Raw genomic sequence first — 12,018 nt, 5'->3', positions numbered from 1 at the left:
GGAGCGCGGCTCGCCCCTATGGCCGAGCCGCCCCGGTCTTCGGGGCATCATCTGCTCGCAACCTTCGTGCACCGTCCGGGCACTTCGCAGACTTCGATGGACAACCCCTCACGCTCCGAGCGGTCGCGCAAGGCCGCGCTCACCGCCGCCCTCACCATCATCGCCCGCGATGGTCCGGGGCGGCTGACGCTCGACGCCATCGCCCGCGAGAGCGGGCTGAGCAAGGGCGGCCTGATGCACCAGTTTCCCAACAAGGAAGCGGTGCTCAAGGCTCTGCTGGAACAGCAATTCCTGCACTTCGACGAATTCGCCAGCAGGTACAGGGCTGGAGCCGGCAAAGCGGCTGATCAGCCCGAGCTCGCGACGCAGATCGCGATCTCGCGGGAGCTGATCGCCCAGCAATATTCGGTGGCGCAGGCCATGCTCGGGGCGCTCGCCCAAGAGCCGGGATTGCTGGCCGATGCCCGTGCCAAGGATGCCGAGAGAGTAGCCGAGATCCGCGGCGAGGCCGATGACGCTGATCTCGCGGTCCTGCGATGGGCGGCGGCACGTGGGCTTGCCTTGATGACGATGCTGCGCGTCTCGCCGCTGGAGCAGCCGGACCTGGACCGTCTGTTTGCCCGCCTGCTCGACGACCAACAATGGATTGCATTCCGGCAGGCCGGGACGACTGGGGAGCGATGACACGCTCGAGCTCGGCGCCATCTCCATCATTGGACGGTTCGATCTGAGCGAAGTCGGGCTGGCTTGCCGTCCGACTTCCGTGCGCCGATGCCTCCTGGAGGTCCCCTGCCGACCGCCTCGACGTGTGGAACAATTCTTTTCATTCGATTTGTATTTACAAACCGCCTGGTCGGTTTATTGGGGTGGCCATGTCGACGCGCCGGCAACGGCGCCGCAATCGTGGAGGAGGGGATGAGGAGTCGATTTCCGAAGTCTGGCTTCGCGCGATCGCCGCGAGCCTCTGTGCCGGATGCAACACGGTGACGCCGGTGGCCTATTCCGGGGTGGCGTCGGCGCGCTATCTGGCGCCCAACACATCCGATCCATCGGGCCGGGTGCCTTACCGCTACGGGGCTGCCACCGACTGGCGCAGCTACGACAAGGTGACGCTCGATCCGGTCGTGATCTATCGCGGCGCGGATCATCAGTTCGGCGACATGTCCGACCGGGACAAGGCTGCGCTCGCCGCCTACATGCAGCGGCGTTTCCTGGAAAGTCTCTCGGCGCGCTTCCAGATCGTCCATCAGCGGGGGCCGAATACGCTGCGCGTGCGGCTCACCCTGACCGGCGCCGTCGCCAACACGCCGGTGCTCGGCACCGCCTCGCGCTTCGATCTCGCGGGAGCCCTCTACAACGGCGTGCAGAGTGCACGCGACGGTGAGGGACTGCTGACCGGCTCGGTATTCTACGCGGCCGAGATCTTCGATGCCGCGAGCGGGCGACTGCTGAGCGCCTTCGTCAGCAAGCAATATCCCTCGCCCTACGACATCAAGGCCAGCGTTGGTGCGCTCGCGGCCGCCGAGGCCGGAATCGACAAGGGCGCCGAGGCCCTGGTCGCGCAGCCCCAGTGAGCGGGCCGTGCGAACGATCGCGTCGCGCGGGCAGATGGCCCCGCATCGGGGCGCCTTCGTGTGCGCGCTTTGGCATCGAGGGCACGGCCAGATCTCGGGCAGTCAGCGGCGACGTCAACCCGGCCGTACGAGCGCGTGGCTCGAGGCCATGGAGACAGTGAGGTCCCTGGACATGACATTGAGATTCGTTCTGCGCGTCGGCTTACGCATCGTCGTCGGCCTGCTGCTGTCGATGGCGGAGGGCCGCGGTCACGTCGCTCCCGTCGGCGATCCGTTCGGCACATGGTTGACCGAGGACGGCCGCGCCCGCGTCCGCGTCGAGCGCTGTGGCGCGATGGCCGACCGCGTCTGCGGCTACATCGTGTGGATGAAGGAGACGGCGGATGCCAAGGGGCAGCCGTTCCGCGACCGGCTGAATCCCGATCCGGCCAGGCGCGGCCGTCTGCTGCTGGGCCACCAGATGCTGCTCGGCCTGAAGCTGAACGCCGACGGCCGCCACAGCGGCGAGGTCTACAACGCCGAGGACGGCAAGACCTATGCCGTCTCGATCTGGCGCGAGGGCCCGAAGATGCTGGCGGTCAAGGGCTGTCTGCTCGGGCTGTTCTGCGCGACGCAAGGCTGGGTGCTGGTCACGGATCAGGTGCCCGGCCAACTCATCGGAGCGACCGGCGAGGGCGGCGGGCCGTTGCCGGATCCAGAGTGGACTGCGCCCAGGCCGCCGTCGGCGACCGGCATCGCCAAACCCGCGGTCAGGACGAGGGCGAATTGACGCCTAAAGCCGGTGACAGCCATTGCCGCAGCAAATCCCAACTTCACGGAAGCTGGTGCCGGCTGAGGGGATTGAACCCCCGACCTTCGGTTTACAAAACCGCTGCTCTACCGCTGAGCTAAGCCGGCGAATGCTGGTGGCGGAGATCTCGTCGTCAGTTTGCGACGAGGTCTCGCGAAGCGCGGTGTTCCTACCAGAGTTGATGCAGTCCGGCTACTCCCCGCGTGAGCGCCGCTTCTGCCATCAGCCCAGCAAAAAGGGCGGCCGTTGGGCCGCCCCTGTCGGAGCCGATCGTCGAAGCCGCTCCGGCTCGATCTTTACTGGCAGATGTGCATCAGCCCGTCGCTGCCCTTGAACATGGTGCCGGGGCGGCAGACCAGGCCGTTGCGGGTCGCGTAACTGTTCCAGTCGCCATAATAGCCGTTCGGGCCGCGATCATAGCTCGGTTGGCCGTAAGAGGGGCCGGGACTGTACGCATAGGCATCCGCGGTGCGGAACGGCGCGGTCGCGATGGCGCCGGCGGTTCCGATGGCTGCGCCTGCGATGCCGGCAGCGGTGCCGACCGCTCCAGCGGCGACGTCAGCCGGCCAGAAGCCGCTGTTGCGGCGATCGCTGTTGCGGCGATCCCAGCCGTTGTTGTTCCATCCGGTATCGGTGCGCTGCTGCATCATGGCCCCGTCCTGGCGGGCCATGTGCCGGTGCTGCATCATTCCTTCCTGCTGGTGGTTCATATGCCGGTGGTGCACGTCGCGCGCCATGGCCGGGCCGGCGAGCGCCGTTGCGAGTACCGCAGCCCCGAGAATAGCAAATCGTGTCATGGAATACTCCATCGTTGCGCCCCACCTGCTAAGCGCAAGCCGGCCCCGTCGTTCCCGCCGCGACGGGAATGTTTTGGAACGACATGAGGCCCGGTGCCTTCGGAGGCCGGAGCCGCGGTTGCGGTCCGGCTTGCTCCGACCCGAAGGCTGTTAGTCTTGCGGACAGGGCAGCGGGGTTGATGCTGGCAATATTGTCGCTCATCGGCTGATGATCAGCCATTAACCCTCGCACTCGAACCCCACCCGGGCTTTAACCCGGAATGGTGGCTCCCGCGTTAGTCTTACCAGCAGATTGATGTGCGCGTTTAACCCATCGGGGCGCGCGTTGCGGTATTGGTAGGATGACAACCGGGGCGTGAATTCATGCGTACTACAACGGCTCTTGTGATTCTGATTGGAGCGTCTTCCGCCGCGCTCGCCAGCGAAGGCTTCGAGATCGTCATTCCGCAGCGGCCCGGCGTGCCCGTCGTCATCAACGGCATCGATGCGTCCTACGCCGTCGTCGAAGGCCAGTACGGTCTTGGCAGGGGCAACTACATGCAGCCGACGATCTATGGCGGCCGGCCGGTCGAGCCCGAGCCATATGTTGGCCATTACTATCCAACCCTCGGAGCAAGGCCCGGCTATGGCCGGATGGAGATCGAGCCGCCGGCCGATCGCAAGCTGCCGAAGCCGGCCGAGAGCTATTCCCGCTCGTGGGGCGCCCAATCCCAGATGCAGCCGCCGGAGCCGGCGGTGCCGATGTATCCGCCTGCCGTCATCCTGGCTCCGCCCGATGGTGATCCTCGCGGCTATCCCAATCGGCCGCCGGCCTACCGCCGCTAGCCAGCAACTCACCATCGACAGCCAGACCAAGCAAGAACAGATCAACAGGAGAGAGTTATGCGTGGAGTAGTTTCAGGACTTGTCGCCATTGCCGGCCTCGCCGTCGCCGGCAGCGCGCCGGCCGCGGCCTGCGGCGCCACCGCCTGCGGCCCGTGCGGCTACGCCGCGCCGTGCGCGCCGCAGGTCACCTATCAGCCGACCGTGACGTACCAGCCCACGGTGACGTATCGGCCGCAATATTTCTATCAGCCCGGCTACACCTACACCTACGGCCATGGCTGCGGCGCCTGCGGCGCGAGCTATGAGCGGCTGCCCGAGCCGACCCGGCAGTATTACTATGTCAACCAGGGCCCGACCTACAGCGGTCCTGGCGCCTTCGCGCCGTATCCTGCCTATGAGGAGCAGGCGCTTCCGGTCTACAGCTATCATCACCGCCGCCACGCCTATCGCTGGGGCGCTTCGCCTTATTATCACGGGCAGCGCGTGCTGCGCCGCTATTACTGATCAGACGGACGTTCGTTCGCGCCAACGCCCGTGCGCCTCATGCGCGCGGGCGTTTCGTCATTTTGACATCAAGCCGAGCCGGCTCGCGCCGATATAGAGCGCGAGCACGGCGGCATTGGAGACGTTGAGGCTCTTGATCGCGCCGGGCATGTCGAGCCGCGCCACGACGCTGCAGGTCTCGCGCGTCAATTGCCGCAGGCCCTTGCCCTCGGCGCCCAGCACCAGTGCGAGCGGCTCGCGCAAGGCGACCGCCGCGATGTCCTCCTCGCCCGCGCTGTCCAGCCCCACCGTCTGAAAGCCGCGCTCGTTCAGCCGCGTCAGCGCGCGTGCGAGGTTCTGCACCGTGATGATCGGCACCAGCTCCAGGGCGCCCGATGCGGACTTGGCCAGTACACCGGTGGCCTCCGGACTGTGGCGGGCGGTGGTCACGATCGCCTTTACGCCGAACGCCGCTGCCGAGCGCAAGATCGCGCCGACATTGTGCGGGTCGGTGATCTGGTCGAGCACCAGGATCAGTCCCTCGGCCGCGAGCGTGTCGATGTCCGGCGAGGGCAGGGGCTCGGCCTCCGCCAACAGGCCCTGGTGCACGGCGTCCGGACCGAGCCGCTGGTCGATCTGGCTGGGGCGCACGATCTCGGGCGTCACCCGCGTCTCGATCCGCTCGTCGGCAAGCCGCCTGGCGGCGTTCTCGGTCAGGTAAAGCTTGCGAATCCGCCGCTTCGGATTGGCGAGCGCCAGGGTCACAGTGTGCCAGCCATAGAGAATGACGGGCGCATCCGAGTCCTGGTCGCGCTCCCGCCACGGCTGGGGGCGCTCGAATCCGCGCGGTTTGCCGGAGAATTTACCGCCCGGACGGCGAAAAGGGGGCTTTCGGTCGCGTTCGCTCATGGCCCGAGCTTCTGTCACGGCCTGCGGATTCTGGCAATTTGGCACCGCTGAGACGGGAAAATTCGTCGTCCCTTGGTTGACTTCGAGGGCCGGGTTCGATCATAAGGGCCCCGGCCGCGCGCGCCCGCTCCTTCGGGCCCCGCGGTCTTACCGTCTCCATGGCGCTGATGGTCCCGACGCTGCTGTTCCGCGGCCGGCCCGAATTGCCATCGATACGGGGGAGTGTCCCGAGTGGCAAAGGGAGCTGACTGTAAATCAGCCGCCTCATGGCTTCGCAGGTTCGAGTCCTGCCTCCCCCACCATTCACTGCCTCTCAGCTCCACGAGATTTTTCGAGGACAATGGACCCCATTGGCCATTGCTTCCCTGCAGACTATGCGTCGAAATATATGGGTCGCATCTGGGTCTGCCGGCCGGTCGTGATCTTCATTGGATCCTTCGTTGTTCGCGATCCCTGGGCGGCGATCGCTCACGGCTGTCGTGACGACGCGCCAGAACCCAGGCTTCCGACATCTGCGGGGCCGACGTGGCAATGGCGGGCGACTGATCGCCTGTTGCCGTTCCGCCGTCTCGGGTTGAGGGCCCCGGCTGCGACATCTCAGTTAATGCCGCGGAAGCGGTCCATATTGAAGATAAACACGAAAAACTCGACATTCTCTGACGCGAGATTTTTCTTTATGAAATAAATAGCTGACTTTAAATCACCGCCTCAGCCTCACGTCATCCCCACGACCTTGATTTCGCTTCAGATTCTGAAATCTTTGCCCTGAGGAATATGGCGGAGCGTAGCTATTCTGCCACAACCGGGCGGCTTTTCGCCGCAAATGTGGCGAGTCACATTGCGAGCCGATCTCGGGTTTGTTATCGGTTCCCTATGTTGAAGATCGTATATACACCCATTTTCATATGTGTTGTGGGAATGAGCTTTAGCCCGGCATTGGGCGCTGAGCCGTTCACCATCCAGGACGCCATCAACCAGGCGGTGAAGACCAATCCCGGTGTCGGAGAGGCCGCCGCCAATCGGCGGGCCACCGAAGCCGAGCTTCGCCAGTCCCAGGGGACGCTGCTGCCGCAGGTCCGGCTCGATGCGAGCGCCGGACCGGAGATGCTCAAGCAGTATGTCTCGCCGGCGCCGAGCAACAATGGCCGCTACCTGCGCGGCCGCGAGGCCGGCGTGGTGGTCCGTCAATTGCTGTTCGATGGCTTTTCCTCGATCAATGAAGTGTGGCGACAGGCCGCGCGGGTCGATGCCGCCGCGTACCGCGTGCTGGAGCGAACCGAACTGATTGGTCTCGATGCCGCCGAAGCCTATGTCGACGTGGTGCGCTACTCCAGGCTGGTCGCTCTGGCCGAGAAGAACCTCAAGGTTCATCTCGAACTGCGCAAGAACGTGCTGGCCCGTTTCCAGGGCGGCCGGGCCGGCGAGGGCGACACGCAGCAGGCCGAGGAACGGGTTGCGGCAGCGCAGGCCGTGCTCGAGGAATTCCGTCTCAGCCTCGAAGTGGCGCGCGCGAAGTACCGCAAGGTCGTCGGCGTCGAGCCTTATAACCTGCGTTTCCCCGGCCGGCTGTCCGACATGCCGCGGGACAAGGCGGAATCGCTCGACATCGCCTACAAGTTCAATCCGACCCTGCGCGCTGCCGCGGCGGATGTGACGGCCGCCAAGCGGGGATTCGATGCCACCACCGGCACCTTCCTGCCGACGCTTTCGCTCGAAGGCCGCGCGACGACCGGCAAGGAATCGATCACCTACAACAATCGTTACGACGAGGTCAGCGGCAAGGTCGTTGCATCCTGGGATATCTTCAACGGCGGCCAGAACAGCTGGCGCCGCGAAGAAGCCGCGCAGCGGATGATCCAGGAGCAGCAGAAGCATGCTCGTCTGCAGCGCGATGCGCTGGAGTCGATCGACAAGGCCTGGGCGGCCCGGATCATCACCGCCGATCGCGTCTCAGCTCTTGTCCGCGATGTCGAAGCGGCCCGCCGCACGTTCGTCGCCTACAACAAGGAGTATGAGCTCGGCCAGCGCACGCTGATCGATCTCTTGAACTCCCAGAACCAGTACTTCAACGCCAACGTGTCGCTGGTGTCGGCGCGCGGTGTGGTGGTGTTTGCCGACTATCAGCTGCTCGCCGCGATGGGCCAGATGCTGAACTACCTGAAGACCGGGCATCCGCCGGAGACCGAGCCGGTGGACACGCCGAGTGGCTTCATCGGCTACAGCCTGGCGCCCATTCGGCTGAGTGCGCCGGCGCCCGGACCGCAGCCGCTGAGCTCCGCCGGTCCGGTGCCGATGTTCGGCCTGCATGACGGTACGCCGAAGCATCCCGCGCCGATTACCTTTGGCGATCGGTGGGCCTCGAGCGATCCCGAGGATACGACGCTGTTCGTCGCGTCCGGAAAATACGGCGGATACGCTCAGAGCCCCAACGGGCACGCGCCGAAATAGGTGAGACTAACAAGAGCCGGTGCATGTCGCGCCGGCTTTTCACCATACGCATTTACTTTGCGCTGAGTTTGTCGCGAAACACCTGTAAAAATCTCAGAAAAGCCAAGTGCGGGCCAAAGAATTAGGCTAAGGCAAATTATTAGCAAGAAGCAATGGGTGCCGGTCCGCGTTGCTCGGTGGGCCAGATGGATTTCCGAGGCGTCGTTGAACATTCGTCCGACAAGGTTCGAGCTCGAAGAGACGGCGCACGTGATGCCCCAGATGAGCGCAGCCGCACCAGCAGCTGATCCTCTCAGTGACAGTCTGCTTTACCTCGCTGCTCATCACGGCCGCGCCCTGAGCCGCAGCGCGCTGCTGTCCGGATTGCCGCTCGACAGCGGCGTGCTCAGCATCGCGCTCTACGAGCGCGCCGCGCAGCGGGCCGGGCTCGAGGCGCAACTGGTCGAACGGCCGCTGAGCGATATTCCCGCGCTGGTGCTGCCCTGCGTGCTGATGTTTCACGACGGCACCACGCGCATCCTGCTGACGATCGACGAGGCCGCCGGCCGTCTCACCATCATCGATCCTTCGCGCCGCGAACAGCCGGCGATCGAGCGCTTCGAGGCGGTCGCGGCGCGGTATGTCGGCTTCGCCTATCTGGTGCGGCCCGCCACAATTGCCGATCCGCGCGTGGCGGCAGCCGGTGAAGTGCCGAAGACGCACTGGTTCTGGTCGGTGGTCAGCCGCTTCGGCGCCAATTACGGCCATGTCGCGATCGCCGCGTTCATCGTCAACATCCTGGCGCTGGCCGCGCCCCTGTTCACGATGAGCGTCTACGACCGCGTGATCCCGAACGGCGCGATCCCCTCGCTGGTCGCACTCGGCGTTGGCCTCATGCTGGCCATCGGATTCGACTTCCTGCTCAAGGTGGTGCGCAGCCGCATCATCGACATGACCGGAAAGAAGATCGACGTGGTGCTCGCCGCGAACATCTTCGAGCACGTGATGTCGCTGAAGATGGACAAGCGGCCGCCATCGGTCGGCATCCTCGCCAATCAGCTCCGCGACTTCGATTCGGTGCGCGAGTTCTTTACCTCCGGCACCGTGGTGTCGGCGACCGACATGCTGTTCGCGGTCGTGTTCATCATCGTGCTGTTCATCATCGCCGGTCCCATCGCCTGGATTCCGCTGCTGATGCTGCCGGTGATGATCGCCGTCGGGCTGCTGATCCAGCGGCCGCTCGAACGCGCGATGCGGCAGATGCAGGCGCAATCCGCCGCGCGTCACGGCATTCTCGTGGAATCGCTCAACGGGATGGAGACGGTCCGCGCGGTGGCCGGCGAGAGCCGGGTGCAGACGGTGTGGGAGCGTTCGGTGGCGGCGCAGGCGCGCTCCAGCGAGGACGTCCAGTTCTGGGCCTCGATGGCGATGACAGCGGCGAGCGTCGCGAGCCAGTTCTGCAGCCTGCTGCTGGTCGTCGTCGGCGTGTTCCTGATCCTCGACGGCAAGCTCTCGGTCGGCGCGCTGGTGGCGGCCAACATGCTGTCGGGTCGCGTGCTCGGTCCGATCGCAGGCATCGCCGGCCTGATGACGCGCTTCACCCAGACGACGTCGGCGTTGCGCTCGATCGACCGGCTGATGTCGCTGGACCGTGAGCGTCCGCCGGAGAAGATCTACGTCGCGCGCGAGATCAACCAGGGCCGCATCCAGTTCAAGAACGTCAGCTTCTCCTATCCGGGAAGCCAGACCAAGGCGCTCGACAACGTCTCCTTCGACATCAAGCCCGGCGAGAAGATCGGCATCATCGGTCGCGTCGGCTCGGGCAAGACCACGGTCGGTCGCCTCGCCACCGCGTTCTATCCGCCGACGGAAGGCAGCATCCTGATCGATGGGATCGACATCCAGCAATACGACCCGGCCGATCTGCGCGCCGGCATCGGCTTCGTGCTGCAGGATACCGACCTGTTCTACGGCAAGCTGCGCGACAACATCACGCTCGGCCGTCCGGCGGCGACCGATGAGGAGGTGCTGGAGGCCGCGCGGCTCGCCGGCGTCGAGACCTTCATCGCCGGTCATCCGCAGGGCTACGAGATGATGATCGCCGAAGGCGGCCGCAGCCTGTCGGGCGGGCAGAAGCAGGCGATCGGGCTCGCGCGCGTCCTGATCCGCAAGCCGCGCGTGCTGTTCCTCGACGAGCCGACCGCACATTTCGACGTCCGCAGCGAGGGCGAATTCCTCGAGCGCCTGAAGTCGCTGGCCAAAGGCGAGATGTCCATCATCGTCTCGACCCACCGACCGTCGTTGTTGTCGCTGGTCGACCGCATCCTGGTATTCGACTCCGGCAAGATCGTCGCCGACGGGCCGACCGCGCAGATCCTCACCATGCTGCGTCCGCAGCAGCCCGCGGCGGCGCCGGCCGCGAGCCACGCGGTGAAGCCGGTCCAGGGGACGAGGTGACATGGCGCACAGCGATTTCGCGTTCTCCAACGACATCAGGGCTGCCGTCGAGCTGCGCACGCCGAAGACGGCGCGGATGCTGCTGCTCGCCTCGCTCGGCCTGTTCTTCACCTTCCTGATCTGGGCGCATTTCGCCGTGCTCGACGAGGTCAAGCGCGGCAACGGCAAGGTCGTGCCGTCGCGCCAGACCCAGGTGGTGCAGTCGCTGGAAGGCGGCATCATCGCCGACCTCCTGGTGCAGGAAGGCGCGATCGTCGAGAAGGATCAGCCGCTGGCGCGCATCGAGGACACCAATTTCGCCTCGCAGTTCGGCGAGATCCGCGAGCGCCGCGGCGCGATGGCGGCCCGGGTGATCCGGCTCGCGGCGGAGACCGAGGGCCGCAGCCCGGTCGAGTTTCCCGACGACCTCGTCGCCGACGCCCCGCGCGCGGTGCAGACCGAGCGCGCGGTGTTCGACGCCCATGCACGCAAGCTCGCGCAGGACATCGACGTGGTGCAGCAGCAGGAACAGCAGAAGAGCAAGGAGATCGACGAGCTCAGGGCCACCGAGAAGCGCTTCTCGGAGACGCTGGCGCTGCTCAATCGCGAGCTGGGACTGACCCGCAAGCTGTTCGACCAGAAGGTGGTGCCGGAGATCGAGATGCTGCGCGCCGACCGCCAGGCGACCGACATGCGCGGCCAGCTCGCGGTGGTGCAGGCGAGCATCGTGAAGACCGAGGCGGCGGTGCAGGAGGCGCGCTCGCGCCGGCTCAACATCGTCACCGCCTTCCGCGCGCAGGCCGAAGACGATCTCGCGAAATCCCGCGGTGATCTCGCCGTGCTCGACGAGAACATCAAGTCGGCCCAGGACCGGGTGCGACGCACCGAGCTGCGCTCGCCGGTGCGCGGCATCGTCAACAAGCTCAACGTCACCACCATCGGCGCGGTGGTCGCGCCGGGCGCCAGCCTGATGGAGATCACGCCGCTCGACGATACGCTGCTGGTCGAGGGCCGCATCCGTCCGCAGGACATCGCCTTCATCCGTCCCAACCACGAGGCGGTGGTCAAGCTCAGCGCCTATGATTCATCTGTGTACGGCTCGTTGCACGGGCGCGTCGAGCGCATCAGTGCCGACACGATCACCGATGAGAAGGGCGACAAGAACGAGCGCGGCGAGACCTTCTATCGCGTGATGGTGCGCACCGAGAAGAACCATCTCGGCACCGCCCAGCAGCCGCTTCCGATCCTCCCAGGCATGGTCGCGACCGTGGAGATCCTGACGGGCAAGAAATCGGTGCTGGACTATCTCGTCAAGCCTGCCCGCATGCTGCGTGACGAGGCGCTGCGCGAGCGCTGAGCAGGCGTCCGCGCGAGCGCACCGAAACCCGGGTTCTCCACGAAAGCGCGTGTGACCCAGAATGCCGCTGCGCTCATCCGGGGCGCCCCGTGCGGCGGACAGCGTTGCCAAAATCTGAATCGTTCAAATGCGACGCGATTTGGTCGGCCGTGATTAGTCGCGTTCGCAGCTTGGCGGCGAACATCACCGCGGTTTAACCGGCCCGCAGCAGCGCCGGCCCTATCCCTGATCCGATAACAACCGGGACAGGGATCGACGCGATGACGTCGGCCGATGCCCCGGAGCATACGGGGCGTCACTGATGTTGCGGATCGATCGGGCGCGGGTTCTCCCGCGCGCGCTGGGGCTTGCGCTTGTGTTGTCGGTCGTAGCCGGTTGTGCCGGCGCTGCGTTTGCCGAGACTTCAAATCGTAGATCTCC

At 65.6% G+C, this 12,018-nt stretch carries 10 protein-coding genes and 2 tRNA genes; 9 read left to right on the top strand and 3 right to left on the bottom strand.

The features are described 5' to 3' along the window. The first annotated feature begins 18 nt into the window (after positions 1–18). The 3 genes from ACQR13_RS08250 (at position 19) to ACQR13_RS08240 (ending at position 2,343) form a co-directional block, all read left to right on the top strand. Entirely contained in the window at positions 19–684 is a 666-nt protein-coding gene (locus ACQR13_RS08250) for a TetR/AcrR family transcriptional regulator (RefSeq protein WP_434862730.1), read from the top strand. A 299-nt stretch (positions 685–983) separates the two neighbouring features. Further along, on the top strand, positions 984–1,574 hold the full coding sequence (locus ACQR13_RS08245; RefSeq protein ID WP_434862729.1) for a DUF3313 domain-containing protein: 591 nt from the start codon (positions 984–986) through the stop codon (positions 1,572–1,574). A 172-nt stretch (positions 1,575–1,746) separates the two neighbouring features. Further along, on the top strand, positions 1,747–2,343 hold the full coding sequence (locus ACQR13_RS08240; RefSeq protein ID WP_316175615.1) for a DUF2147 domain-containing protein: 597 nt from the start codon (positions 1,747–1,749) through the stop codon (positions 2,341–2,343). A gap of 53 nt (positions 2,344–2,396) precedes the next feature. Here ACQR13_RS08240 and ACQR13_RS08235 read toward each other — a convergent pair. Both ACQR13_RS08235 and ACQR13_RS08230 read right to left on the bottom strand, forming a co-directional pair. Continuing rightward, positions 2,397–2,471: transfer RNA gene (locus tag ACQR13_RS08235), tRNA-Thr, on the bottom strand. 189 nt (positions 2,472–2,660) lie between these two features. Next, positions 2,661–3,161: a hypothetical protein gene (locus ACQR13_RS08230; RefSeq protein ID WP_315749493.1), complete on the bottom strand. Its 501-nt coding sequence runs from the start codon at positions 3,159–3,161 to the stop codon at positions 2,661–2,663. Positions 3,162–3,524: 363 nt separating this feature from the next. On the opposite strand from ACQR13_RS08230, the gene ACQR13_RS08225 reads away from it, so the two are divergent. Together ACQR13_RS08225 and ACQR13_RS08220 are read left to right on the top strand one after the other, a co-directional pair. Continuing rightward, entirely contained in the window at positions 3,525–3,986 is a 462-nt protein-coding gene (locus ACQR13_RS08225) for a hypothetical protein (RefSeq protein WP_315714639.1), read from the top strand. Between the two features lie 57 nt (positions 3,987–4,043). Continuing rightward, on the top strand, positions 4,044–4,490 hold the full coding sequence (locus tag ACQR13_RS08220; protein ID WP_315749495.1) for a hypothetical protein: 447 nt from the start codon (positions 4,044–4,046) through the stop codon (positions 4,488–4,490). Positions 4,491–4,547: 57 nt separating this feature from the next. On the opposite strand, the gene rlmB is transcribed toward ACQR13_RS08220, so the two are convergent. Next, entirely contained in the window at positions 4,548–5,378 is an 831-nt protein-coding gene (gene rlmB, locus ACQR13_RS08215; protein WP_315714637.1) for a 23S rRNA (guanosine(2251)-2'-O)-methyltransferase RlmB, read from the bottom strand. Between the two features lie 216 nt (positions 5,379–5,594). Between rlmB and ACQR13_RS08210 the strand changes: the two genes are divergently transcribed. The 4 genes from ACQR13_RS08210 (at position 5,595) to ACQR13_RS08195 (ending at position 11,598) form a co-directional block, all read left to right on the top strand. After that, a tRNA-Tyr gene (locus ACQR13_RS08210) sits at positions 5,595–5,680 on the top strand. 616 nt (positions 5,681–6,296) lie between these two features. Then, the gene (locus ACQR13_RS08205; protein ID WP_315729346.1) at positions 6,297–7,826 is read left to right on the top strand and encodes a TolC family outer membrane protein; all 1,530 of its coding nucleotides are present in this window, start codon (positions 6,297–6,299) and stop codon (positions 7,824–7,826) included. 252 nt (positions 7,827–8,078) lie between these two features. Continuing rightward, a complete protein-coding gene (locus tag ACQR13_RS08200; RefSeq protein ID WP_315749497.1) occupies positions 8,079–10,262 on the top strand; it encodes a type I secretion system permease/ATPase in 2,184 nt (727 codons plus the stop codon). Between the two features lies 1 nt (position 10,263). Further along, positions 10,264–11,598, top strand: a complete 1,335-nt coding sequence (locus tag ACQR13_RS08195) for an HlyD family type I secretion periplasmic adaptor subunit (protein WP_315749499.1) — start codon at positions 10,264–10,266, stop codon at positions 11,596–11,598. Positions 11,599–12,018 lie beyond the last annotated feature (420 nt).

Origin of the sequence: Bradyrhizobium sp. HKCCYLRH3059 (assembly GCF_051168035.1) — a bacterium.
In the GTDB taxonomy this organism is placed as follows: domain Bacteria; phylum Pseudomonadota; class Alphaproteobacteria; order Rhizobiales; family Xanthobacteraceae; genus Bradyrhizobium.
The sequence above is the reverse complement of the archived record's forward strand: the minus strand, read 5'-3'. Positions and strand labels throughout refer to the sequence as shown.